27 protein-coding genes, 1 other RNA gene and 1 other annotated feature are annotated in these 24,569 nt (G+C 53.9%); of the genes, 12 read left to right on the plus strand and 16 right to left on the minus strand.

Going from position 1 to position 24,569, the window contains the following annotated elements; translation table 11 throughout:
* Positions 1-264 precede the first annotated feature (264 nt).
* The gene (gdhA, locus tag BQ5383_RS18090; RefSeq protein ID WP_071434386.1) at positions 265-1,617 is read right to left on the minus strand and encodes an NADP-specific glutamate dehydrogenase; all 1,353 of its coding nucleotides are present in this window, start codon (positions 1,615-1,617) and stop codon (positions 265-267) included.
* 245 nt (positions 1,618-1,862) lie between these two features.
* Between gdhA and rnpB the strand changes: the two genes are divergently transcribed.
* The 3 genes from rnpB (at position 1,863) to BQ5383_RS18105 (ending at position 2,858) form a co-directional block, all read left to right on the plus strand.
* Positions 1,863-2,210: RNase P RNA component class A (rnpB, locus tag BQ5383_RS18095), an RNA gene on the plus strand.
* A gap of 136 nt (positions 2,211-2,346) precedes the next feature.
* Positions 2,347-2,607 (plus strand): DUF2508 family protein, encoded by a 261-nt coding sequence (locus BQ5383_RS18100; protein WP_071434387.1) that lies wholly within the window; start codon positions 2,347-2,349, stop codon positions 2,605-2,607.
* A gap of 5 nt (positions 2,608-2,612) precedes the next feature.
* Entirely contained in the window at positions 2,613-2,858 is a 246-nt protein-coding gene (locus tag BQ5383_RS18105) for a pro-sigmaK processing inhibitor BofA family protein (protein WP_071434389.1), read from the plus strand.
* A gap of 365 nt (positions 2,859-3,223) precedes the next feature.
* Here the strand turns inward: BQ5383_RS18105 and BQ5383_RS18110 are convergent, their stop codons facing one another.
* Positions 3,224-3,589 (minus strand): type II toxin-antitoxin system PemK/MazF family toxin, encoded by a 366-nt coding sequence (locus tag BQ5383_RS18110; RefSeq protein ID WP_071434391.1) that lies wholly within the window; start codon positions 3,587-3,589, stop codon positions 3,224-3,226.
* A 390-nt stretch (positions 3,590-3,979) separates the two neighbouring features.
* Here BQ5383_RS18110 and BQ5383_RS18115 point away from each other — a divergent pair, with 390 nt between their 5' ends.
* Positions 3,980-4,546, plus strand: a complete 567-nt coding sequence (locus tag BQ5383_RS18115; protein WP_071435250.1) for an SF0329 family protein — start codon at positions 3,980-3,982, stop codon at positions 4,544-4,546.
* A 529-nt stretch (positions 4,547-5,075) separates the two neighbouring features.
* Here the strand turns inward: BQ5383_RS18115 and BQ5383_RS18125 are convergent.
* Genes BQ5383_RS18125 through BQ5383_RS18140 form a run of 4 tightly spaced genes read right to left on the minus strand, consistent with a single transcriptional unit; the run spans position 5,076 to position 7,845 of the window.
* Positions 5,076-5,588 carry a hypothetical protein gene (locus BQ5383_RS18125; RefSeq protein WP_139193475.1) on the minus strand — a complete coding sequence of 171 codons (513 nt, stop codon included), beginning with the start codon at positions 5,586-5,588 and terminating at the stop codon, positions 5,076-5,078.
* Positions 5,530-7,119 carry an NAD(P)H-hydrate dehydratase gene (locus tag BQ5383_RS18130; RefSeq protein ID WP_071434397.1) on the minus strand — a complete coding sequence of 530 codons (1,590 nt, stop codon included), beginning with the start codon at positions 7,117-7,119 and terminating at the stop codon, positions 5,530-5,532. Before BQ5383_RS18130 ends, BQ5383_RS18125 begins: the two co-directional genes overlap by 59 nt.
* Before the next feature lie 3 nt (positions 7,120-7,122).
* Entirely contained in the window at positions 7,123-7,488 is a 366-nt protein-coding gene (acpS, locus tag BQ5383_RS18135) for a holo-ACP synthase (protein WP_071434399.1), read from the minus strand.
* Between the two features lie 18 nt (positions 7,489-7,506).
* Positions 7,507-7,845 (minus strand): hypothetical protein, encoded by a 339-nt coding sequence (locus BQ5383_RS18140; protein ID WP_071434401.1) that lies wholly within the window; start codon positions 7,843-7,845, stop codon positions 7,507-7,509.
* Between the two features lie 166 nt (positions 7,846-8,011).
* Here BQ5383_RS18140 and BQ5383_RS18145 point away from each other — a divergent pair, with 166 nt between their 5' ends.
* The 5 genes from BQ5383_RS18145 (at position 8,012) to BQ5383_RS18165 (ending at position 13,389) form a co-directional block, all read left to right on the plus strand.
* Complete coding sequence (locus tag BQ5383_RS18145) at positions 8,012-8,641, plus strand: alpha/beta fold hydrolase (RefSeq protein ID WP_071434403.1); 630 nt, start codon at positions 8,012-8,014, stop codon at positions 8,639-8,641.
* Between the two features lie 110 nt (positions 8,642-8,751).
* Positions 8,752-8,981 (plus strand) — a binding site (T-box leader).
* 84 nt (positions 8,982-9,065) lie between these two features.
* Complete coding sequence (gene pheS, locus BQ5383_RS18150) at positions 9,066-10,085, plus strand: phenylalanine--tRNA ligase subunit alpha (RefSeq protein WP_071434406.1); 1,020 nt, start codon at positions 9,066-9,068, stop codon at positions 10,083-10,085.
* Between the two features lie 19 nt (positions 10,086-10,104).
* Entirely contained in the window at positions 10,105-12,486 is a 2,382-nt protein-coding gene (gene pheT / locus BQ5383_RS18155; protein ID WP_071434408.1) for a phenylalanine--tRNA ligase subunit beta, read from the plus strand.
* 189 nt (positions 12,487-12,675) lie between these two features.
* The gene (locus BQ5383_RS18160) at positions 12,676-12,930 is read left to right on the plus strand and encodes an IreB family regulatory phosphoprotein (protein ID WP_071434410.1); all 255 of its coding nucleotides are present in this window, start codon (positions 12,676-12,678) and stop codon (positions 12,928-12,930) included.
* A 156-nt stretch (positions 12,931-13,086) separates the two neighbouring features.
* A complete protein-coding gene (locus tag BQ5383_RS18165; protein ID WP_071434412.1) occupies positions 13,087-13,389 on the plus strand; it encodes a hypothetical protein in 303 nt (100 codons plus the stop codon).
* Positions 13,390-13,611: 222 nt separating this feature from the next.
* Here BQ5383_RS18165 and mnmA read toward each other — a convergent pair whose 3' ends face one another.
* From mnmA to BQ5383_RS18180, 3 genes are read right to left on the minus strand one after another with little or no spacing between them, the layout of a single operon-like run.
* A complete protein-coding gene (gene mnmA, locus BQ5383_RS18170) occupies positions 13,612-14,685 on the minus strand; it encodes a tRNA 2-thiouridine(34) synthase MnmA (protein WP_071434414.1) in 1,074 nt (357 codons plus the stop codon).
* Between the two features lie 18 nt (positions 14,686-14,703).
* Complete coding sequence (locus tag BQ5383_RS18175; RefSeq protein WP_071434415.1) at positions 14,704-15,021, minus strand: DedA family protein; 318 nt, start codon at positions 15,019-15,021, stop codon at positions 14,704-14,706.
* On the minus strand, positions 14,991-15,197 hold the full coding sequence (locus BQ5383_RS18180) for a hypothetical protein (RefSeq protein WP_071434416.1): 207 nt from the start codon (positions 15,195-15,197) through the stop codon (positions 14,991-14,993). Before BQ5383_RS18180 ends, BQ5383_RS18175 begins: the two co-directional genes overlap by 31 nt.
* A 281-nt stretch (positions 15,198-15,478) precedes the next feature.
* Here BQ5383_RS18180 and BQ5383_RS18185 point away from each other — a divergent pair, with 281 nt between their 5' ends.
* Positions 15,479-16,117, plus strand: a complete 639-nt coding sequence (locus BQ5383_RS18185; RefSeq protein WP_071434417.1) for a lactate utilization protein — start codon at positions 15,479-15,481, stop codon at positions 16,115-16,117.
* Positions 16,118-16,184: 67 nt separating this feature from the next.
* Here the strand turns inward: BQ5383_RS18185 and murJ are convergent, their stop codons facing one another.
* The 7 genes from murJ to BQ5383_RS18220 form a co-directional block, all read right to left on the minus strand.
* Positions 16,185-17,729 (minus strand): murein biosynthesis integral membrane protein MurJ, encoded by a 1,545-nt coding sequence (gene murJ, locus BQ5383_RS18190; RefSeq protein WP_071434419.1) that lies wholly within the window; start codon positions 17,727-17,729, stop codon positions 16,185-16,187.
* Positions 17,730-17,769: 40 nt separating this feature from the next.
* Complete coding sequence (gene lepB / locus BQ5383_RS18195; RefSeq protein ID WP_083390059.1) at positions 17,770-18,288, minus strand: signal peptidase I; 519 nt, start codon at positions 18,286-18,288, stop codon at positions 17,770-17,772.
* A 276-nt stretch (positions 18,289-18,564) separates the two neighbouring features.
* Positions 18,565-19,293: a hypothetical protein gene (locus tag BQ5383_RS18200; protein WP_071434423.1), complete on the minus strand. Its 729-nt coding sequence runs from the start codon at positions 19,291-19,293 to the stop codon at positions 18,565-18,567.
* 13 nt (positions 19,294-19,306) lie between these two features.
* The gene (locus BQ5383_RS18205; RefSeq protein WP_071434425.1) at positions 19,307-19,687 is read right to left on the minus strand and encodes a bifunctional adenosylcobinamide kinase/adenosylcobinamide-phosphate guanylyltransferase; all 381 of its coding nucleotides are present in this window, start codon (positions 19,685-19,687) and stop codon (positions 19,307-19,309) included.
* A gap of 19 nt (positions 19,688-19,706) precedes the next feature.
* Positions 19,707-20,474, minus strand: coding sequence for an adenosylcobinamide-GDP ribazoletransferase (locus BQ5383_RS18210; RefSeq protein ID WP_071434427.1), 768 nt, complete (start codon positions 20,472-20,474; stop codon positions 19,707-19,709).
* 15 nt (positions 20,475-20,489) lie between these two features.
* Complete coding sequence (locus BQ5383_RS18215) at positions 20,490-21,020, minus strand: bifunctional adenosylcobinamide kinase/adenosylcobinamide-phosphate guanylyltransferase (protein ID WP_071434429.1); 531 nt, start codon at positions 21,018-21,020, stop codon at positions 20,490-20,492.
* Positions 21,021-21,160: 140 nt separating this feature from the next.
* Positions 21,161-22,330, minus strand: a complete 1,170-nt coding sequence (locus BQ5383_RS18220; RefSeq protein WP_071434430.1) for a phosphopentomutase — start codon at positions 22,328-22,330, stop codon at positions 21,161-21,163.
* A 336-nt stretch (positions 22,331-22,666) separates the two neighbouring features.
* Between BQ5383_RS18220 and BQ5383_RS18225 the strand changes: the two genes are divergently transcribed.
* Entirely contained in the window at positions 22,667-23,569 is a 903-nt protein-coding gene (locus tag BQ5383_RS18225) for an AraC family transcriptional regulator (protein ID WP_071434432.1), read from the plus strand.
* A complete protein-coding gene (locus BQ5383_RS18230) occupies positions 23,566-24,324 on the plus strand; it encodes a class I SAM-dependent methyltransferase (protein WP_071434434.1) in 759 nt (252 codons plus the stop codon). The genes BQ5383_RS18225 and BQ5383_RS18230 overlap by 4 nt, the downstream gene beginning before the upstream one ends.
* The last annotated feature ends 245 nt before the right edge of the window (positions 24,325-24,569 follow it).

The raw sequence follows: 24,569 nt of genomic DNA on the forward strand, positions 1-24,569 counted from the left end.
GTCAGCAAATATTTTTTCCTTAAAAATTTGTTCAGAAGGGATGGTTCCCATATTTTTTTCGTTTCAGCTGGAGCACCCATCTCTTCTCCCTGAAACCAAAGTGATAACACAAAATCCAGGACTGCTCCTGGATTTTGTGCTTCCTTTTCAAAATAAGCCAAAGGGAAAATTACTCAGCGAAGACAGGGCCGCCGTTGCTCTCAGCCGCGGCTCTTAAACCCCATGATTCTAAGACCCACAACTGAACATCACAGGTGTATGGAATCAGTAGCACACACCCTGAGCAACCATTGCGTCGGCCACTTTCAGGAAGCCGGCAATATTGGCGCCGGAAACCAGATCGCCCTCCACGCCAAAGTCCTTGGAAGCAGCATAGGCATTCTGGAAAATGTTCACCATGATCTGATGGAGCTTGGCATCCACTTCCTCAAAGGTCCAGCTGTAGCGCATGGAGTTCTGGCACATCTCCAGACCGGAGGTGGCCACGCCGCCTGCGTTGGCAGCCTTGGCAGGTCCAAAGAGAACGCCCGCCTTCTGGAAGGTCTCCACCGCTTCGGGGGTGCTGGGCATATTGGCGCCCTCGGCCACAGCCATCACGCCATTCTTCACCAGCAAAGCCGCGCTCTCGCCATCCAGTTCATTCTGGGTGGCGCAGGGCAGGGCAATGTCACAGGGAATAGACCAGATGCCGCGGCAGCCCTCTGTATAGGTGGCGCCGGAAACCCGCAGCGCGTACTCCTTGATGCGTCCCCGCTCCACTTCCTTGATCTGCTTGACCACATCCAGCTTGACGCCGGCGGGATCATAAATATAACCGTTGGAGTCAGACAAAGCTATTACCACCGCGCCCAGCTGAGTGGCTTTTTCAGCGGCATAGATGGCCACGTTGCCGGAACCGGAAATGACCACTTTCTTGCCGGCAAAGCTCTCCTTCTTCATATGGGAAAGCATCTCCTGGGTGAAATAGCACAGGCCGTAGCCGGTGGCCTCCTTACGGGCCAGGGAGCCGCCATAGGTGAGTCCTTTGCCGGTGAGGACACCCACAAAGCTGTTGGTCAAGCGCTTATACTGGCCGAACATATAACCGATCTCCCGGGCTCCTACGCCAATATCACCGGCGGGCACATCGGTATCGGGGCCGATATGACGATACAGCTCAGTCATAAAGCTCTGGCAGAAGCGCATGATCTCCCCATCGCTCTTGCCTTTGGGATCGAAATCGCTTCCGCCCTTGGCGCCGCCCATAGGCAAACCGGTCAGGCTGTTCTTGAACACCTGCTCAAAGCCCAGGAACTTGATGATGGAAGCATTGACGGAAGGATGCAGGCGCAAGCCGCCCTTATAGGGGCCGATAGCGGAATTGAACTGGACCCGGAAGCCCCGGTTCACCTGTACCTTGCCCTGGTCATCCACCCAGGAAACACGGAACAGGATAAAACGCTCCGGCTCCACCATCCGGTCAATCACACCGTTGGAAATCAGCTCCGGTCTCTTCTCCACAACAGGCTCCAGAGAGCTGAGAACTTCACCTACCGCCTGGATAAACTCCGGTTCGCCGGAGTTGCGCTTGCAGACTGTGTCATAAACCTGACGCAGGTAGCTGCTTTTGAATTCCATATCAAGTTCCTCCTTTTATCGCTGTGAATGAAAAAATATTTTTTCCTATTTTAGCATCACCTTCCTTTTATTGCAATATTTTTTCCGTCATTGTCTCATCATTGTTACAAACTTTTCGATTTTAGGAAATAAATCCGGAATTTGTGCAGGAAAATCTATGTAAAACTGCACTTTTTCCTTTTCAGTCATAAAAAGGGCTGACTTTTTTCTTGCCTGAAAGCCTTCAAAATGCTATAATACTTTTTTGAGTGGACCGGACAGCAGCGGGAACAGTGCCGAAAGGCCGTTCATGAGGAAAGTCCGAGCTTCGCAGGGCAGGATAGCTGTTAACGGCAGCCGGAGGCGACTCCAGGGACAGTGCAACAGAGAGATACCGCCGGACTTCGGTTCGGCAAGGGTGGAAAGGCGGGGTAAGAGCCCACCAGCCTGTGGGAGACCACAGGGCTATGTAAACCCTATCCGAAGCAACACCGCACAGGGATCAGCACGGTGGCCCGCCGGATCCCGACCAGGTGGCTTGAGCCATGGGGCGACCCATGGCCTAGATAGATTGTTGTCTAAAACAAAACTCGGCTTACAGGTCCACTCATTAAAAAGTACATTTTAAAAAGCGGCAGGCTCATATTCCGGAAACGGCGTATGGGTCTGTCGCTTTTTATGGGCGGCTGCATAAAATTGGTCTATCTGTCCATAATTTCCGCATAAATATGGTACGGGAGGCTGAGACCTATGGTGGGGATTTCATTGACTTCGGCAAAAGCGGCTGCGGAGCAGGCCGAGCAGCGGCAGCTGGGATTGCTTTTGGAGCAGGTATCAGAGGATATTTCCCGTACACAGGTGTTGTTTGATCTGTGTGAAGACGAGCGTTTGACCGAATCGCTGATTTATCAGCTCAAATCATTGGAGCTCTACCGGGACTATCTGATCATCCAGGCCAGGAAACCCCATACGGCACAACCCGCCTCCAGGGAGGTGGAGCTGATGGGGTAGAAACCATGACGGTAGCTGCCGGATTAGGAGTATTGTTCATTCTGGGAGCATTGCTGATATTCCGTTTGCGCCGTCTGCTCAAGGCAATGTTTTTTTCCGCTGTGGGCGGAGGGGTGGCCCTGGCGGCAGTCAATCTTACCGGCCTGATTACCGGGGTCACGCTGCCGCTGAATCTCTTTTCCATGGGTGTGTGCGCGGTTCTGGGCGCTCCCGGCGTTATCAGTCTGCTGGTGATGCAGCTGTTCTGGTAGCGTGTTTCCAGGAGCGTCCCGCTTTTCCTCAACTTCATCAGAATTTTAAAGGGCCCGATGGGTACATCCCATTGGGTCTTTGATCTATATTGGAAGGGAAAGACTCTTCAGTCTGTCTCCAAAACATCGATGAAAAAGTCTAATTTAAAATAATCATGGTCAGGCCCCCATGATTTCCAGGGTGCATCCACATCTACCCGCTTGGAAAGCCGGTGGTATCGCCTTTGATTCCGGCAGCAGCCTGCGGCGTATCCGGGGAGTATCTCCTGGAACCGTGAGGTTTTTTTGACCTATGCTCAGGGCCCGGCGAAAAATTTCCGCCGGGCCCTTATTTTCCTCGCTTCGGGAAGGGCAGAGGGGCCGCTTTATGTACGGCCGTCCCTGCCGCCTCCCAGGCCAAAACTGATGGAAAGGGCCCGGTCTACTTCTTCCATATAAGGGTCCTCCAACCGGCCCATTTTTTCTTTCAGGCGCTTTTTGTCGATGGTTCGAATCTGTTCCAGCAGTACAATGGAGTCCCGCGACAGCCCGCAGTCACCTGAGTGGAGCTGGATATGGGTGGGCAAACGGGATTTATCCTTCTGGCTGGTAATGGCCGCCGCGATCACTGTGGGACTGTACCGGTTACCCACGTCGTTCTGGACAATGAGGACCGGGCGCATTCCCCCTTGCTCCGACCCCACCACCGGGCTCAGATCCGCATAATAAATATCTCCCCGCCGGACGCTCATAGCGACGCACGCTCCTTTACTTTTTCGGTCTTGCGCGGCGGAAGCCGCAATTTTATTCTTCCCCTTCTCCCGTCGGTTTAATCAAACCCCGCCGGAAGGAGAGCGGAATCCGCTGCGGCTGCCGGTCCCGCTTTTCATCCTATGCCCTCATCATCTGTTGGGATATCGGAGTTTCCCGGACAATAACCGCCCAGGTCTCAAAAAGCTTCTCCCCGCTGTGAACTCCACGCAACCTGCGGGGTAAAACGGGCCTTTTGGGGAGTAAAAAAATCTTGCCCGCCCAGCCCGCCATGGACGGCGCTGATCAAACATGATATGATTGGTCCATGGCAAAGGAGCGGTCTGGCCGGACCATCACCTGAAATGGGAACACAGCTCAAGGAGGTACTTATGGCTCACCGATGGAGCAAAATAAGAAAAATATTGGAGCAGGATCTGCTCTGTCCGGTCCTGCGGGGACGGGTACAGTATTTCTGCACCCATTATCACAAAGCACCTGACCAGTATGGCCGGGTCTGTCTGCGGGTGGATGGAAAGGAGTATGCGAAGGCAAACCCCTACTCCTATTATGTCAACGGCTACCATATCATGGAGCGAAGACTGAAGGAAGCACAGTCCATCCCCTGCCGGGAATGGGAAGGGGGACGCTTTCTCCATGAGGAAGAAAATGCCCAGGTGGAAGAGCAGGTGCGCCGTACCGCAATTTGGGACGGCAGCTTTGATATCTGTGACTTTACCCAGGCGCTGGAGAGGTATCGCAGCGCCCCCATCAGCGAGAGCCTGTCTTCCCCGGAACCACTGGTGCGGATGCTGGCGGTTCTTGACCGGAGAGTGGGAAAGAGAACCCTTGGAAGGCTGAAAGAACAGCTGCCCCAGCAGCCCCAGTGGCTCCAGTTTTTCTACCGTCTGCGTCTGGAGGCGGAGGGAATGGAACCACAGACTACAAAGACACTATAAAAGTGGCTTTCGCCCCTCTAAAACTTTTTCCCTCAAAACCGGCTGCAACCCATTGGTCCCCGTGTTGGGTGAGGTGAGGGGCGGAGAGTCCCTGCTGATTTTTCTGAGACGAAGCAAAACATTTCAAATACGATTTTTGTTTGCCGGCAAGAGTGCCAAACTTTTCCGGCGCGCACAAAGGCTCCCTTTGCCAAACCGGTAAAGGGAGCCTGAGCGTGTCGAAAAAGTTCGACACGCTTCCAGGGGGTATCCAATACCCCCTGGATACGCCGCTTGGTTCCTGACGAAACCAGCGGCGATACCCCCGGTTTCGCGCCCCAGTGGGCGCGGGTCGTGGTATAAAAATCAGGCGCATGTCCTGATTTTTATGATTTTGAATTTCATTTGTTCCTTAAACCAGGTTTCTCTACAGTCTAAGGCTCCCTTTGCCAAAACGGCAAAGGGAGCCTCGCTCTTTGTATGGAATCATTATATCTGAATGGAAGATGAAAAAAGAAATGGGAAAGGATTCCCTTGGGCAATTTTCTCCTCACTGCCCGGTGACAGTAACCACCGTGCCTCCTGCGGGAAAAGCGATGGCCCGCAGCTGGAGCGGTTCTCCTTCCCAGCACAGCTCCACCGGTTCCAATCCCACAGTGCCCTCCGCCAACAGTCTCTGACCATCCCATCTGGCGTCTGTCAGCCGCTGTCCTCCCTCCAGCAGCGTATTCCGAAGGGCTGACAGCACCGACTGTTCCGGAATCTCCTCCGCCAGAAGGGGAAGCTTCATTTCCCGGTAGCGAACCTCCACCGATGTTCCCTGGAAGGTCACGTTCAAACCATCCAGGTCCTCCGGAGCGGTAAAATCCAGCTGCATCTGATCCCCTTCCCACTGGACAGACAGCGATACCTCCTCCGCCAGCTCTTCTGAGGCGATCACTCCGGTAAAGGAGCCGGAAGAACCAAACCATTGTACCGCTGTTTCCATAGGGTCCGGCTTTTTCTCACCGCATCCGGTCAGCAGCAGCGCCAATGCCAGCGCTGTGATCCATCCCTTCATCATTCCCTCTTTTCCCGGAACGGCAGGCTTCCAGGGTGAGGAAGGCCTCTCCCAGGGCGTCAATGACATCAGTAGGGAGCATCCCCTCTCTGGACCACCGGCGGGCGGCAGCCTGGGCCGCCATCCCCTGGAGCACCAAACCACATCGGGCCGCCTCCCACAAAGGCAATCCCCTGGCAGCCATGGCCCCCAGAATTCCCGCCAGAACATCGCCGCTTCCGCCCCGGGCCAAACCGCTGTTCCCCAGGAAAGAGGCGGTTTTCTCCCCATCTGGTCCGTAGAGCCAGGTGACCGCTCCCTTGAGCAGCAGTACCGCCCCTGTCTCCCGGCTGAAAGCCGCAGCCGTATCCGCAAGTTCTTTCCCTCCATCTATATGCGTACCGGTCAGGCGGGAGAACTCGCCGGGATGTGGAGTGAGCAGCAGCGGAGCGGCAGACCGGCGAAGAACCTCCGTCTTTCCTGCCAGTGCATTAAGGGCATCAGCATCCAGAATCAATGGTGTTTTGCAGTATTGCAGCATCCCCAATACAAGGCTCTTGGTCTCCTCCGTATTTTCCATGCCGCAGCCCATCACAACAGCGTCCGATTCATTGGCCCATTTCAGCAGACGGGAAAGCTCCGTCGCGGCAATCCCGCCATTCCAGCTCTGGTGCAGGGGACGGCGGAGCAGACCGGGATAACGTCCTCCCGCTTCCCGGCAGACATCCAGTGTGGATGCCAGGATCACATAGCCTGTGCCTGCCCGTAAAGCCCCTCCGCAGGCCATCACGGCCGCGCCGGGATAAGCGGCGGAGCCGCAGATGAGCAGCAGCCGTCCGTTGGTGCCCTTATGGCTCCACCCCAGCCGTCTGGGAAAAGCGCAGATCTCCGGCTCAAGGGCATCCGTCAACAGGCCGCTTTCCTCCGCTACCTGGGTCAGGGGCGTGCGGGCCAGAAGAACTTCATCGGTATATTCCTTTCTCCAGCTCACCAGATGCACCGGTTTCAGGCAAGCCATGGCGATGGTCAGGTGAGCCGGGAAGCAGCTTTCATATCGTCCTGTGTCCCCTTCCACGCCGCTGGGCAGGTCCAAAGCCACCCGGAAGCCGCGGCTCCGGGCGCACCACTCAAACAGCTCCCGGTCCGGTTCTCTCAGCGCTCCCCGGAAACCGATGCCATAAAGGGCATCCACCAGCAAATCACAGCCCTTGATGGTATCCGACAGGGAAGCTTCGCTCCGCTCCAGGATCTCCACCTTCTGCGGCATCATCCGAAAGGCTCCCTGGGCCGTATCGGTGGCAGGAGGACCCTGTACCAAAACCACCGTCACCAAAGCGCCTTGTTCCGCCAGGCAGCGGGCCACCACAAAGCCATCCCCGCCGTTGTTTCCCTTGCCGCAAAGGATCACAGCCTTTTTTCCGGTGAGAGGCATCCGCTCCAACAGGATGCGGGCCGCTTCTTCTCCCGCTTCCAGCATCATCTGGTCATAGCTGGTCCCCTGCTGAAAGGAGCGCTCCTCAATGCGCCGCATAGCGTCCACCGTAGCGAACTTCATCCTTCATTCCTCCTCCCACGCCACCACAAAGGCGGTAGCGGTGCTGGCTGTATGGGTAATACTCAGGGAGAACTTTTTTCCCCCACACAACTGCGCCGCCCTGCCGGTGGGAACCAACCGGGGCGCTCCCAGCTCATCCACCACAACCCCCACCTCATGGGGGCGAAATCCCCGGAAACCGGTTCCCAGCGCCTTGGCAAAGGCTTCCTTGGCGGCAAAATATCCCGCAGCAGTGGGAGCCGGATGCTTCATTTTGCCCAATCGCTGCTGTTCCTCCGGAGTGTATACTCCTTTGAAAAAGCTGTCCCGGGCGATGGCCTTTTCCACCCGGGCGATTTCTATACTGTCCACACCTGTATAAAGCTTCATCCCTTCATCCTTCCCCTTTCAGATGCCATAATGGATGACTGTTTCCCCTTTTGCGGCCGCCCGCTCCAATAGCTGTGTCAAGGGATAAAACTCCGGATTTCCATTCTCTTTGAGTATCCGGACCATGGGGAGCAAAGAACGGGGCGGAATGAGTGTAACGCCGTACCAGGCAAGGCCGTGTGCCGGGCGGGACATGGTATGCCAATAAGTTTCCAGCTCCTCCTGCAGCTGCTCCGCCACCTCCAGCAGCAGATCGTCCTCCACCTTTATACACTCATAACGCTGTGGCTCATAACTATCCCCGTAATCCCGCTGTGGGTCCACCTGAGGCAGGATGCCAAAATCATGGGCGCACATTCTGATTCCCCCTTTTGCTTCATCTTATCACGGCAAAGGTTGGAAAGGCAACTGCTTCCCTTGACAAGTCTGATTGAAAATGTTTATCATCACCATGAAAGAAACATTTTTTTGCATCCTGAATTTTTTTGTTTTCCCTTTGAAACCACCGTCAAAGGAGGTTCCCATGAATATCATTCTGCTCCATGGTCTTGGTCAGTCCCCCGCCGCCTGGGATGAAGTCATCAAGGGTTCTCCCCTGCTCCAGGACAGCCGTTGTCCCAATCTTTTCACTCTTCCCGGAAGAAAAAGCGACAGCTATCAAGCCCTGTTTGATGCCTTTTCTCAGTATTGTCAGCAGCAGCCCAAGCCTTTGCATCTGTGCGGACTGTCTCTGGGAGGGCTGCTGGCCCTTGATTATGCCGGAAAATATCCCCAGCAGGTGGCCTCCCTGGTACTTATCGGCATCCCTCACCGCATCCCACCGGTGCTGATGGGACTGCAGGACCTGGTATTTCGCTTCGCCCCTGATTCTGTGGTAGGGGGAACCGGTCTTTCCCGGGAAGGCTTGCGCTCCCTCTGCCGGTCCATGGCCAGGCTGGAGCCTTCCTCCTGGTTACCGGCGGTACAATGCCCCACCCTGGTGCTGTGCGGGCAGCGGGATCGGGCCAATAGACGTTCCGCCTGTATGGTGGAAAAGGGGTTGGCCCGAAGCCAGGTGGAACTGATCCCCGGCGCGGGTCATGAGGTGAACCGGGACGCGCCGGAAATCCTGAGAACCCGCCTGGAGGCTTTCTATGATTCGCTGGAGAAATGAGTGAAAAAGCGCCTTTGTAAACCTCCGGGAAGGGCGGGAAAATCCAATTTTCTCCCATTTCCACAGTTGCAAAGGGGTAAAAATTGTGCTATCATGTCCTTTGTAGCAGAACAAACCCTGTGATCGAGAGAGTAACCGGCTCAGAGCCACACAGAGAGGACCCGCCCAGGCTGAAAGCGGGACCTGACGGAGGACCGGTGAAGTTCACTCGGGAGGGGCGCCGCGGAAGCTGTAGTAGGCGGCGACGGGACAGGCTCCGTTAAACGGCCTGCAAAGTGTCCGGCTTCTGCCGGAAAGCTGGGTGGTACCGCGGAATGGCGTCTTGCCTTTCGTCCCATATTGATGTGGGGCGAAGGGCTTTTTCTTTTTCCCTCCCCCAACTGACCGATCTGCCGCACACAAACCAAGTGAGAGGAGAACCGCTATGAAATCAGCATTGGAGGCCATTCGTGCCGCCGCACATGAGCAGCTGCAAAACACCGCTGATCTCAAGGATCTGGAAGAGATCCGCATTAAATTTCTGGGCAAAAAGGGCGAGCTGACCGCCATCCTCAAGCAGATGGGCAAGCTCACTCCCGAGGAGCGTCCGGTAATGGGCCAGCTGGCCAACGAAGTCCGGGCCTTTATCGAGGAGGAGCTGGCCACCCGTCAAAAGGCCCTCCAGGAGGCCGCCACCAAAGAAAAGCTGCGTCAGGAAACTCTGGACGTCACCATGCCCGGCAAAACCCGTTCTCTGGGCCACAAACACCCCCTGACCCTGGTGCTGGATGAAGTGAAGGAGATCTTCATCGGCATGGGCTTTGATATCGTGCAGGGTCCCGAGGTGGAGCTGGATTATTATAACTTTGAGGCTCTCAACCTCCCCAAGGATCATCCCGCCAGAGATACCCAGGATACCTTCTATATTACCGACAACATCCTGCTGCGGACCCAGACTTCCCCCATGCAGGTGCGCACCATGGAACAGCGGAAGCCTCCCCTGCGGATCATCGCTCCCGGACGGGTTTACCGCTCCGATGCGGTGGACGCCACCCACTCCCCCGTTTTCCATCAGATCGAGGGACTGGTTGTGGACAAGGGCATCACCATGGCTGACCTGAAAGGCTGCCTGGAAGCCATTGTCAAGCGGCTGTATGGTCAGGATGCTGTGGTGCGGTTCCGTCCCCATCACTTCCCCTTCACTGAGCCTTCCGCCGAGGTGGACATCCAGTGCTTCGGCTGCCACGGTGAAGGCTGCCGCCTGTGCAAGGGCGAAGGCTGGATCGAGATTCTGGGCTGCGGCATGGTCCATCCCAAGGTCCTGTCCAACTGCGGCATCGACCCCGAGGTGTACAGCGGCTTTGCCTTCGGCATCGGCCTGGAGCGTCTGGTAATGGGCCGGTACAGCATCGACGACCTGCGGCTGTTCTATGAGAACGACCTGCGGTTCCTGGAGCAGTTCTGAGCAAGGGAGGAGTAGAATTATGGATCTGTCAATGAGATGGCTGAAAGATTATGTGGATGTGGACCTTCCTCCCCGGGCTTTCTGCGAAGGAATGACCATGTCCGGTTCCAAGGTGGAAGGATATGAGATGGAAGGAGCCGAAATCTCCAACGTGGTGGTAGGCCAGGTGCTGGAGATGGAGCGTCATCCTGATTCCGACCATCTGTGGGTATGCAAGGTGGATGTGGGCGGCGAAGCCCCCATTCAGATCATCACCGGCGCCCAGAACGTCCATGTGGGAGACTATGTGCCCGCCGCTCTCCACAATTCCACCCTTCCCGGCGGTGTGAAGATCAAGAAGGGCAAGCTGCGGGGATTGGAAAGCAACGGTATGCTCTGCTCCCTGGGTGAGCTGGGGCTGACCAAGCACGATTTCCCTTATGCGATTGAAGACGGCATCTTTATTCTTGGGGAGGACTGCACCCTGGTTCCCGGCACCCCCATCTGCCCGGCTATCGGTCTGGATGATATGAAGGTGGAGTTTGAGATCACCTCCAACCGTCCCGACTGCCTGTCCATTATCGGTCTGGCTCGGGAAGCCGCCGCTACCTTCGACCGTCCTCTGAAAGTAGAGGCCCCGGTGGTCAAGGGCTGTGGTGGAGATATCCACGACTATCTGTCGGTGGAGGTCCTCAATGGCGAGCTGTGCCAGCGTTATATGGCTGGTGTGGTCAAGAACGTCAAAATTGGTCCCTCTCCCCGTTGGATGCGGGAGCGGCTGCGTGCCTGCGGCGTTCGTCCCATCAGCAATATCGTGGACATCACCAACTATGTCATGCTGGAGTACGGCCAGCCCATGCATGCCTTCGACCTGGAGAACGTCCGGGATCATAAGATCATCGTCCGCAATGCCAAGGAAGGCGAAACCATCGTCACCCTGGATGACGTGGAGCGGAAGCTTTCTCCTGAGATGCTGGTTATTGGAGACAGCACCGCCCCCTCCGCCATCGCCGGCGTGATGGGCAGCGAAATGTCCGGCATCAACGACAACACCCACACCATCGTTTTTGAGTCCGCCTGCTTCAAGGGCAGTTCCGTCCGCCTCACCGCCAAGAAAGTGGGCCTGCGTACCGAAGCTTCCGCCCGGTATGAAAAAGGTCTGGACCCCAACACCTGCCCCATCGCTCTGGCCCGTGCCTGCCAGCTGGTGGAACAACTGGGCATCGGTGAGGTGGTCGGCGGCGTCATCGACGTCAACAACAACACCAAGGAGCCGGTGAAAATCCCTCTGGACGCCGGTTGGATGAACCGTTTCCTGGGCATTGACATCCCCGAAAGCCAGATGGTGGAGATCCTGCGCAAGCTGGAAATCCCGGTGGAAAACGGCATGGTCATCGCTCCTTCCTTCCGTGCTGATCTGGAGAGCAAGGCGGATGTTGCCGAGGAGATCGCCCGGATCTATGGTTACAACAACATCCCCACCACCTCTCTCACCGGCCTGGCGGAAGGCAGCTACACTCCCCGGCAGCAGTTTGACCGGAAGATCCATTCCACGCTGCTGGCCTTGGGCCTGTCGGAAATCATCACCTACTCTTTCATCAGCCCCCGGCTGTATGACAAGATCCTGATGCCTGCCGACAGCCCCCTGCGCAATTCCGTGACCATCCGCAATCCCCTGGGTGAGGACACCAGCATCATGCGCACCACCGCCCTGCCCTCCATGCTGGATATTCTGGCCCGGAACTACAATAACCGCAATCCCCAGGCTCGTCTCTATGAGATCGCCACCGAGTACCTTCCCACCCAGCCGGATCAGCTGCCGGTGGAGAAGCCCGACGTGGTGCTGGGTATGTACGGAAAGGAAGAGGATTTCTTCACCCTCAAGGGAGCGGTGGAAAACCTCCTCAGCCAGCTGGGCGTCTCCGGCTGTGAGTATGTCCCCTGCAAAGATGAGCCCGCCTATCATCCCGGCCGCTGCGCCAAGCTGGTGCTGAACGGCAAGGAAGTGGGTATTCTGGGCGAGATCCATCCTCAGGCGGCATCCAACTTCGGTATTGATACCCGGGTGTATGTGGCTCAGCTGGATGGAGATGCTCTCTTTGAGGCCCACAGCACCGAGAAGAAATATCATCCCCTGCCCAAGTTCCCCGCTTCCACCCGTGACGTGGCCGTTACCTGTGACGAGGAGCTGCCGGTGGCAGAGATCGAAAAGGTTATCCGCGCCAACACCGGCCGGCTGCTGGAGAAATTGGAGCTGTTCGACGTTTACCGCGGCAGTCAGATTCCTCAGGGCAAAAAGTCCGTCGCTTACTCCCTGGTACTGCGGGCTGCGGACCGCACCCTTACGGTTGAGGAATGCGACAGAATGATGAACAACATCTTCTCCGGACTGGAGAGCATCGGCGGCGAAATTCGTAAATAAATAAGACTGGGCGCCCCTTGGAACCATCGTCCTTTTTGGGGCGCCCTTATTTTTCGGCAATGTGCCGAAAAAGCCGGTTAAAATATTACATTTTTGTGAAATCATTTATTGTCTCTTGTAATCTTCCTTAAAATCGGGTAGAATGAAAGCAATAAGTTTATTGCGCGCCGATTGAAATGGGGTGTAAAAATGGCAGCACATGAACCAACAATATCGTTTTCCATTGAAGATGACAAGGAACGGGAAGTCAAAGCTGTTCTGACCACCGTTTATGACGCTCTGCGTCAGAAGGGATATAATCCCATCAACCAGATCGTCGGATATATCCTTTCTGAGGACCCCACCTACATCACTACCTATAATAATGCCCGCAGCTTGATCCGGCGCATCGACCGGGATGAGTTATTGCAGCTGATTGTCAAGTCCTATCTGGACAATGCCTGATTCTTGTTCTTTCGTGATATGGAAGCGCAAAGGCCCAGTTGCCCTCAACTGGGCTTTTCTCTTGGCGGCAAGAGAAAATATTTTGCGCCTTTGGTTTGCTACTGTGCGGCTGGACAATTTTTCAGCCGCTCTTAATAATAGAAGGAGGTTTTTTAGATGGCAGATACCGTCAAAAATGATACCATGCTGATGTACCGGGGGAAACCTCTGGTGCGCAAAGGCAATACTGTTTATTACGGCTATCCTGACGAGCCCTATGTGGCAATGCTTCTGATCCTCAGTGCTGCTCCGGTAGAAGGGCTTTCCACTGCCAGTCGGGTTATGGTGCAGCTGCTGTCCACCGATGAAACCAAAAAACCGGCGGAACGCATTATCAAAAAGGCGGAGAAAAACGGCTTGTATGAAGGACTGCATATTGCCAGCATCTGGCTGGAGCGGTCATTGAGCGAAGAAAAATAAAATCCGGATAAAAGAAAGCGGTGAGGGATATTTCCCACCGCTTTTTTCTTTTGCATCTATAATGCTATTTCCCTTGCAGCCGCCTCAATAGTAAAAAGCGTTCCATCGCTCCCTATATGCGGGAAGGCTGGAACGCTTTTTTATGTGCTATGCCCTTATAAGCAGAAGTATGTTATTCCCCATCAATTTGCGGACATGGGCTGAAACATTCCCCTTTCTTTCTCAATCCCCGCTGATGGTTCCCCCGCCCAGCACCAGGTCCCCATCATAAAAAACCACGGCCTGTCCTGGTGTCGGTGCCCGCTGTGGCCGCTCAAACTGTACCAGAACACTGCCATCCTCCTGAGGAATGATTTCTCCCTTCGCCGTCCCCTGGCTGTAACGGATGCGGATTTCCGCCCCTCTGGGAGCGGTCAGCGGCGGGATGGAAAGATAGCTGACATCCTCTGCCCGAAGGCTGTCCCGAAACAGCAGGCTTTCGTCCTCTACCAGCGTAACCGTCTGGTCTGCCGAGGAAATGCGGCTGACATACATGGTCTTGCCCAGGGAAATTCCCAGCCCCTTCCGCTGGCCCACCGTGTAGCGGGCAATTCCCTTGTGCGGGCCCAGACGGGTCCCTTGCTGGTCCACAAAATAACCCTGCTTCGGCGCCTCCCCAGTGTAACGACCGATGAAGGCGGCATGGTCCCCATCCGGCACAAAGCAGATGTCCTGGCTGTCAGGCTTTTTGGCCACTACCAAACCGCTGTCCCGGGCAATCTGACGCACTTCCTCCTTGGAATAGTCCCCCAGCGGCAGCAGGAACATACTCAGCTGCTCCTGAGTCAGATGATACAGCACATAACTCTGGTCTTTCTCCGGATACAGGGCCCGGCGCAGCTGATAGCGCCCGCTTTCCGGGTCCCTGGTCACTCTGGCATAATGCCCGGTGGCGATATAATCAAAACCCAGCTCCCTGGCACGGCGGCTGAACGCGTCAAACTTGATATGCCGGTTGCAAAGGATACAAGGGTTGGGGGTGCGCCCCTGTCGGTATCCCTCCACGAAAGGCTCCACCACCGTCCGTCGAAACAGGTCCTTGTAATTGAACACATAATGGGGGACGCCCAACTGGGAACAGACATACCGGGCATCCTCCACATCGTCCACTGAACAGCATTTGGACTCTTCCGTTTCCTCCCCGGACCACAGAACAAAGGTGGCCCCGGCCACTTCATAGCCCTGCTGATGCAGCAGATACGCCGTTGCGGCGCTGTCCACGCCGCCGCTCATTCCAACCAAAACCCGTTTCGACATCCCTGTTCCCTCCTGTTATCAAAGAAAAAGATTGGTCACATAATAGCCCAGAGCGATGACCACACCGCTGTAAATGCAGTTGCCCACCATGGAATAGATCCAATAAGGCCAGAAATCCGCTCCCAGCATCCCGCTGACCACACTGCTGAAAGTGCGGATGACCGGCATCATCCGAATGAGCACCTGTCCCCGGACACCATAACGGTCATTGAGACCGGCCAAACGATCATACAGCTCCATAAAGCGCTTCTTTTGTCCAAAACGCCGCCGGACCCAGTCCCCTGATTTGCGTCCCACCCAATACATCAGCGCCATGGCCAGACCGGAAGAAACCATGCCAGCAAAAATCCCTTGAAGGGGCCAATCAGCTCCATCCGCCCCAAAATACCAATGGCAGGCAAAATCAGTCCTCCGGGATAACCGGGAATCCCCAGATACTCCAGAAAAACCAAAATAAATACAGCGGGAGCGCCCCACAGCTCAAAAGCTTTGGAAACCGAGGCAAAAGTCATCCCATCAGTCCTCCCTGTTTTTTTACTCAGCATCATAAAAGAAGATCTTTCTCTCCCACTGTTTTTCCCTTATCATCATCAATCTTACATCTTCAGAAAAACAATGTGTCCCCATCCTGGTGTACCAAAGCAATCCATTTATGCTATAATAAATGGGAACAATTGGGGCGGAGCAAAAAAATCAGCAAACACATCATTTTATTTCCACCCCGGTAATGGAAGGATAAACGCCTGCATATGAGGCTGAACCCATCCATCCAAACAAAAAGGAGTGTTGCTTCATGGATCAGTTCGCACAAGCTATTATCCAAAAGCGTCTGGAGACCGCAGCCAAAGCCCTGCGGGCTAATCGTATGGACGCGGAGATCCTCTCCGGCCCCCAAGAGCTGCTGGAAAAACTGCGTCAGCTGCTGCCGCCCAAAGCGATCATCTGCTCCGGCGGCTCCATGACCCTCAAGGAGACTGGAGTCAACGATCTGCTGGCCAGTGGTGAGTATGATTTCTATTACCGGGGCCGCACCGATGAAAACGGAGAGCCCATCGATGTTTTCCGCAAAGCCTTCTCCGCTGACTGGTATTTCTCCAGCTCCAACGCCATCACCCTTAACGGCGAACTGTACAATGTGGACGGCAACGCCAACCGGGTGGCAGCCCTCACCTTCGGTCCTGAACATGTGGTCATCATCGCCGGCGCCAACAAGATCGTACCGGACCTGGAGGCTGCCCGCCAGCGGGTACGGACCATCGCTGCTCCCGCCAACTGTCTGCGTCTGGGAATCCAGAACGGATGTCATCAGACCGGCCACTGCATCGATTGCAAGGCCCCGGGACATATCTGCTGCACCACTGTCATCCACAGCTTCCAGCGGATCCCCGGACGGATCAAAGTGTTTCTGCTGCCTCAGGAGTTCGGGTATTGATCCGGTAAATATCTTTTTGGAACAAAATCGCCTTCGTCCCCCAAAACGGGAGCGGAGGCGATTTTTATCATGCGTCTTTCCTGTGAACCAGAGCCAAAGCCCTTTCTCCCACCGTTACGATCACCACACCCATTTCCTGGGTGCGCAGCAGAATATTGGCAGCCACATAAATCAGCCCGCCTGCCGCCACCGCCACACAGAAGGACAGGAGCAGCGACTCCGTCGCGCCGAAAAGAAGATCATAAACCGGACGTACCGCCGCCGCCATCAGCACTGTAGCCACAGTCATTTTCACCAGGCTGATGATCAGCCGCCGAAGCCCCAGCCTGCCGATCTTCCGCCGCAGGCTCCAGGCCAGCAGCAGCAGCGTGATGGTGCCGGAGAGGGTCGTGGCCAGCGCCAGGCCTTTAACACCCAGCGGTTTGAGAAGAAGTATATTGAGTACAGTATTGATCACCAGCGCCAGCACCGAGTTGACCGTGGGAGTTTTGGTATCCTGAAGCGCGTAAAAAACATTGAGCATCACATCCTTGATGCTGAAGGCCAAAAGCCCCAGGGAATAGAAAAACAGCACCTGTGCTGTCGCCTCCACATCCTGCTCTGTAAAAGCGCCCCGCAGGAACAACAGGGCGACGATCTCCCGGGAAAAGACCATGGCTCCCGCTGAAATGGGCAGCACAATGAGGGACATCAGCCCCGCGCTGGTGGCGAAAGAACGTTTCATCTTGCGGATGTTGTTGGTTGCGCTGAAGCGGGAAAGCTGGGGGAAAATAGCCGTAGCCACCGACACCACAAAAACTGCCGTCACAAATCCGGTGATCCGGTTGGCATAGCTGAGGGCGGAAACACTTCCCTCCGGCAGCACCGAAGCGATGGTCCGGTCCACCATGGTATTGAGCTGGGTGATGGCTTTACCCAAGAAGATAGGGAAAACCACCACCAGCAGATGGCGGATATTTTTGTCACCGAAATCAAAGCAGGGGCGGAAGCGGAACCCTTTTCTTTTGGCGGCGATCAGCAGCATCACAAACGCTGCGCCATAACCGATCACCACTCCCCAGCCCAACCACCGGTAATGCTCCTCATTGGAAAGACAGATGGAGAGAATAACAGCAATATTCAGCGGCACGCTCACCATACCCACAGCAAAAAAGCTGCCGTGGATCTGGAGATAGCCCTGAAGAATATAGTAGACGCCGATAAAAAGGATGGAGATCATCATCAGCCCGGAAAGCTCCACTGCCAGGTCCATGGTGCTGCCGGTAAAGCCTACAGCGAAAAGCCGGACGATCTGCCGGTCAAAAATCAGAAAAACCGCCAGCACGGCCACCGATACCAGAAAGATCATGGTCATGACACTGTCGCTGAATTTGCGCAGCTCCTTGGGACGGTTGTTCTGCAGATTGGTATAAATGGGAATATAGCTGGTGAGAATGGCAGTACCGATGCCTGAAAAGATGATGGTGGGGATGGAGAAGGCCACAATATAAGCGTCACTGACGGCCGAGGCCCCAAACACATAGGCAAGGGACAGCTCCCGGGCAAAGCCCAGGACTTTTGCAAAGATCGTGGTAAAAATCAAAATGAGGGTATAAACGGCGGTATTACCCAACAATAACACTCCTTCTGCGCTGCCTTTTGTCTGGGGCGGGTCACTTCAGCACGCCGAAATTCTCAAAAGGCCAAAGGGTGAAAATCGCTTTACCGGTGATTTTGTCCCCGGAGATATAAGGCTGCTCCCAACTGCGGGCATCCATAGAGCCGCTGCGGTTGTCTCCAAAGAAGAGATAGCACCCCTCAGGCACCTGAAATTCCCCTGACTGGCGGGAAATGAATTTTACATAGGGCTCCGGGTATGGCTCGTCATTGATGGTCAGCGCTCCGGTATCATCAATAACCACATGGTCTCCCGGCATTCCGATCAGCCGCTTGACCAGGGTTTTGCCCAGCTCATCAGATTCAAAAACCACAATGTCTCCCCGCTCCAGCTGCTTTTCCGGATTCCGCACCCGCAGGGCAAACAAAAAGCTGTGTTCGTCAATGGTAGGAATCATGGACCCGGTGGGAACAATGACAAAGAAACAGACAAACTTGATCAGCAGCAGCACCACCAGAATTTCAATGCCAAAAGGCAAAATCCATTCACGAAACACTTTTTCCATCTTTCCCATAAGCCGTGATTCCATTCCTTTCTTGCGGGACCGTCCCCGCCTTTACCTGCAATACAGAGAAAAGGGGGCCGTCCCCGGCAAATGTCCAAGGACCATACTGCCGGAGAACATAGCACCCCAAAAATACGGTTTCAAACAATTAAAAATTATTATAATATCTTCCGGCGCTGAACACAAGCGTTTCCCGGGGAATCAGCGTTATCTTTCATGAAATGTTCATCTTTTCCAGCTTGAAGCGGCCTTTCATTCTTTCAAAAGCCTGGGGAAAAGACCCTTTCATCTCATTTCGCCGATGATCACACCTTTTCCCGCCGCCGCCAACTCCTCCCCTGCCTTCCTGGAAACAAGGGCCACAGCACAAGTGGCGGGACCTGCTGAACGCTCCAGATCCAAACAGCAATCAGAAACAGGCTGAAAGTCCCGTCCCCTCAGCTGTGCCAGACAGCGCCCCTCCCAGGCGATACCCTTGGAACCGCAGGGGGAAATTTCCCGCACCTGAGGCTGGGCCAGCAGCCATTTCAGCTGCTGGTAGGAAAAAAGCTCCGGGTCCCCTTCCAGCCCCACTTCCGCCCCCACTTTCGGGCGGCCGAAGCAAAGAAGCAGATCCCCCGCTTCTCCCGGGTCCATCCGCAGCCGGGAAGCGAAACCTACCACCGTCATCCCCACCGCTGTCATCACTGTGGGGAAGTTTTCCTCGGTGGAACCGGTAAGAAGTGTATCCGGCAGCTCCGCCGCTTTCAGCTCCGCCTGTATCCCCCGAATAATTTCCCGTCCTGTGGGCTCCATCTCACAGGCCACTCCGTTGCCGATGACCACAGGAGAGGCCCCAATGGCCATTACCTCCAGCAACCCCACCCGGGCGGTAAAACGGCCCACATAATAGCTGCCGCACGCAAAGGCGTCGCCAGACTTCTCCCCGATACCACCGCAGCTGTCACAGGAGACCACCAGTGTCCCCTCAGGGAGATGAATGAGATTGAGATCCCGTCTTTTTTCCATCCTCATACCAGCGTCCTCCTTATTTCAGCTTCATGGGCAGCCCGGCAAATACCTGCCAAACTTCGTCGCTTTCCGTCGCCAGCCGCTGGAGAGCCTTGCCCAGCTCCTCCCGCCACCGACGCTCCACCGGGTCCACCGGCACGATACCCCCGGTAATATCGTCACACAAAAGAATTTTATCTCTCAGCTCAGGCAGCAAGGGAGAAAGAAGCTCCACAAAATCTTCCTTCCGCTCTGCGGCGCCCAAGGCCCACAGATGAAGACCGCAGATACACCGCTGCGCCGGAACAAAAGGCTGTTCCTCCCTGCGGCATCGGTAAAAGTCCCGGGAAGTCAAATGATGGGCCAGAGCCGCCGTCCGGCTTTTACCCTGATATGCCCCACCCAAATAGAGGATCATAGCCGATTTCTCCCTTCTTTCACTGCCACAGCCAGCTGTACACTACAAAAAATCCGGCGTCAAACAGGGTCAGGCAAAATCCGCACACATCGCCGCTGATGCCTCCCAACAGCTTGCGGCACAGCCACAGCCCCAGCAAAAAAGCCGCGGAGGCGCAAACAAACGCCCCTGCTCCTGAGGTCCCCACCAGCGCCGACAGCAATACTCCCGTAAGCAGGAACACCGTCAGCGCCATCAGCTGGTCCAGCTGCCTGCCGGTATGGAAAGCGGCGGCAAAGCCGGTCTCACTGATAGGACGGATGGTTTGCAGCGCCCAGGCGGTAAGCGCTCTGGCTGCCACCGGCTCCAATACCCATACCGCCCAGGGAATCCCCAGCCCCTGCCACAGCTCATAGAAACTGGTCCACAGCAACAGAAACAGCATACAGGCAGAAACCACCGCAAAAGGACCACAGGCGGGGTCCTTGAGGATGCGGCGCATCCCTTCCTGATCCCGATGGGAAAAAACGGCGTCACAGCAGTCCAGGAAGCCGTCCAGATGGATCATGCCTGTGAAAATCACCGGTACTGCCAGCAGCAGCACCGCCGCCAAAGCCGGAGGGGGCGGAACCAGGCGAAGCAGCTCTGCCACACCCCACCACAGCACGCCCAGCAGCAAGCCCACCAAGGGAAAGAACCGGGGAACCAGACGGGCAGAGGATTCCTCCCACTGGGAGCGCACCGGTATGATGGAAAACATGGAGATGGCCAGCAGCATGGCCCGTCTCTTCTTTCTGGAACTTTTCATACCTTTTCTCCTCCTTCATAAGGGCCAGCGTCCCTTGTATACCTCCGGCAGTCCTGCCCGGAACCGGACCACCAACTGGGCTTTCTCCGCCAGCAGCTGGTGAAGCTTCCCCAGCCGCCGCCGATACTGCTCCACAGAATCGGGATACCGCAGCGCGTCGGAAAAGGTGTCATCCGATACCAGCACCAGTCCCCCCAGACCCTTTTCCCGCTCAAACAGATGGTCCGCAAGACGCTGTTCTTCCCAGCCACCGCCGTCATAAAGATGATTGCACAACAGCAGTGTCACACTGTCCAGCAGCACCACATCCTGAGGACCAAAACCATCAGGCGGGGGCGTCAGGGCAAAGGGGGTTTCCAGTGTATGAAATCCCCAGCCCTCACGGGCTTCCAGGTGCCGTCTGATCCGCTGGTGATCCTCCTCATCTCCCGGGATCATGGTGGCGGCATAAAACAGCCGTCCCTCCCCTTTTCGGAGGAAAACCGCCATTCTCTGGGCAGCCATGCTTTTGCCGCTGCTGCTGCCTCCGGCCAATAATACCGTCACTGCTTTCCTCCTCCCAGCATCCCAAATGGGATTTCCTGGTTTCTCAAACCCCTGGGAAAATCCCATTTGCAGAAAATATCCCTTCCGCAGACACAATACGGCGCGGCGAAACGATTCCACCGCGCCGTATTCTTCCTTCTTTATTTGATGACCTGGGACAGGAAGCTCTTGCCCTCCACCTCCACAGGCAGGCCAAGATACTCCAGCACCGTGGCGGCAATATCGCAGAAACCAGTACGGGTCTTCAAATCCACACCTTCCCGGATATTTTTGCCATACAGCAGCACCGGGGTATGCTCCCTGGAATGATCGGTGCTGGGGGTGGAAGGATCACAACCATGGTCCGCTGTAATCAGCAGCAGGTCCTCCTCCCGGAGATGCTCCAGAAGGTCTCCCAGCTGACCATCAAACTCATTGAGGGCTGCGGTGTAACCGGGAACATTGTTCCGGTGACCATAGACCATGTCAAAGTCCACCAGGTTAACAAAGCAAAGACCCTCAAAATCCTTGTCGACGTATTCAATGGTCCGCTCCATTCCATCCCGGTTGGATTTGGTGCGGACAAATTCAGTGATACCCTTGCCGGCAAAAATGTCGTAGATTTTGCCCACGCCAATGGAAGCCAGACCGGCAGCGGAAATCAGATCCAGCATGGTGGTACCGGGGGGCGTAAGGGAAAAATCATGCCGGTTGGCGGTACGGGTGAATGCCCCCGCCTCCCCCACAAAGGGACGGGCAATGATCCGGCCCACACCATGCTCCCCCTGCATGATTTCCCGGGCAATGCCGCAGATGCGGTACAGCTCTTCCACAGGGATGACCTCCTCATGGGCGGCAATCTGCATCACGCTGTCAGCGGAGGTGTAAACAATGAGATCCCCCGTGCGCATATGCTCGGGACCATAGTCCTTCAGAACCTCGGTGCCGGAATAAGGCTTGTTGCACAGAATCCCTCTCCCGGTTCGGGCGGAAAGCTGATCCAGAATCTCCTGGGGGAATCCCTCAGGATAGGTGGGCAGCGGTCTGGGCGAAATAATGCCCGCGATCTCCCAATGCCCGATGGTGGTGTCCTTGCCTTTGGAGGCTTCCGCCAGCCGTCCAAAAGCCGCTGTAGGATGAGCTGTGGGCTGGCCGCAGCCTACACCCTGGATATTGAAAAGGCCCATAGTCTCCATCCTGGGAACAGAGAGCTGGCCGGAACGATAGCAGGCAGCCAGGGTGTTGCTGCCCTCGTCCCCATATTCAGCGGAATCCGGCATTTCACCGATTCCCACACTGTCCAGAACAATCAAAAATACTCTTTTTGCCATTTTGGAATACCTCCTTTTTCCCGTCAGGCTTTCTTTTGCCCAGGGAACCGTCCTTATTATAGCACAAGAAAAGCAAAAGTGACAGCGGCTTTTCTTTGGCTGAAACAGCCCTGGCGGCTCTTGCTGCAAACCTTGAAGGAATACTCATGTGCGGTAAAGTAACACACAAAAATTTGAATGACAGTCCCCTACACTATTTCGTAAAATGGAGAGCTCAATAGAAAAGATCATGATTATCTGTTACAATTTTTATAATCAACAGGATCAAGTTCGCAAATTAGGAACAGCAAAAGAAAAAAATGAATTTATAATAGCTTTGAGAGAGGAGCGCATGAAGTGAAATATGAGCAAATAATAGATGATAGTATACTCTACATTAAAGAGCATATAAATGAAGATTTAACGGCACAAAACATAGCAAATTATGTTGGCTATTCTGTTTTTCATTTTTGTAGGATTTTTTCCTTAATAACAAATCTTACAGTAATGGAGTATATAAGAAAATATCGTTTATCTATTGCAAGAAGTGAACTTGAAGGCAATAAAAAAATTATTGATGTGGCTTTACAGTATGGTTTTGAAACTGCCAGCGGTTTTACAAAATCATTCCGCAAAGAATTTGGTTATACGCCTACTTCGTATATTGTTAGAATGAATCATACAGATCGTACATTTATCAAAAATATAGGTGGAGTATTATCGCCACCCGAAATTATTCAAAAAAAGTCTTTTAAAATGGCGGGATATGGGATTTACACCAACATTGCAGAACAGAATATTCAAGATGTTTCAGCATATTGGGACTCTTATCAGGGAGCTAATCTTGAAAACAGATTATATGAACAATTACAACCACCCCAACATGGCGAAATAGGAGTATGTCTTCCATATCAAAACAGCGAAAAAGGAGTTTATTTATTTGGTGTCATGGTTGAAAATTTTGATAAAGTAACTTCTGATATGTTAGTTGCAGAAATCCCTGCTGCTACATACGCCGTTTTTACAACTCCACCCGTAAATAATTTGGATACCGCCACAATGTATGACAAAGACCCTTTAGCCATTTCAGTTAAAGAAACATGGCGATATATCTTTACAGAATGGTTTGCTCAATGTTCCTATAATATTGATGAAACAAAATATGTGTTTGAGTTATATGATGAACGCTGTCATGCGTCAGAAAATGCTGTCATGTCCATTTATGTGCCAATAAAAGCAAAGGGAACAGGTGATGTATGATGAAAAGCACAAAAAATTATTATGGTAGTTTATGTACCGAAATGTATGAAATATTACACGAAAAAGCATCACAGGATGAGTTGGACTTCTATCTTTCTTATGCAGAAAAAGGAAAGAAAATTTTAGAGCCTTTATGTGGCAGCGGGCGTTTCCTTGTTCCATTTATGGAATGTGGTTTTGATATTTGTGGGATAGATTTATCTGGTGAAATGCTGGAAAAGCTAAAGCAAAAGGCTCCCAATGCAAAAATTGTGCAAGCAGATATTTTAGAATATTCATCCAGTGAGAAATATGACTATATTTTTATCTCCTCTGGTTCCGTATCGCTGTTTACTGATATTGCCCTATGCAAGAAGATTCTGGCGAAACTAAAGAAAATGCTGGTTCCTGCAGGTAAGTTTGTGTTTGCTGTTGATACCGTTGCCGACAGATGTGAGAACGACAGCGATTACAAAACTGCCGTTTCTGTAAAAACAGAACAGGGATTTGACCTGCTGCTAAGAAGCAAGAATTACTACGATGAGGAAACCCAGACGCAGTTTTCTCCGGCAATCTATGAGTTGTACAATGGGACAAAGCTGTTACAGAGTGAGTTGATGGACTTTCAAACCCATCTATACAAATTTGGCGAGATGGAACACTACTTGAAAGAAATTGGATTTACAACCCTAAAAACCTATTCCTCGTTTGAAAAAGAAAGAGCTGTTGACGATCAGTGTGAAATGTTCTTGTTTGAATGCGATGTAAAAGAATGAAGTCACAAAAATTATTATATGATCTATACAGAACAGCCGTAGCAGGACTTAATCCCGCAATGGCTGTTTTCTATTTTTTGCAGAATTGTTTCTCCAGTATCATTGCCATTACATAGCCAGGCGACTGTTTTGCAGCTGTCTGGCTATCTTCCTGTCCACTTCTCGTTTTAAGGTGCACATAAAAACGAGTGTTGTGGCAAAATTTTTCAAATTAAAGAAGGACAATCTATGGAATTTTTCAACAA

Origin of the sequence: Angelakisella massiliensis (assembly GCF_900104675.1) — a bacterium.
GTDB lineage: Bacteria > Bacillota > Clostridia > Oscillospirales > Ruminococcaceae > Angelakisella > Angelakisella massiliensis.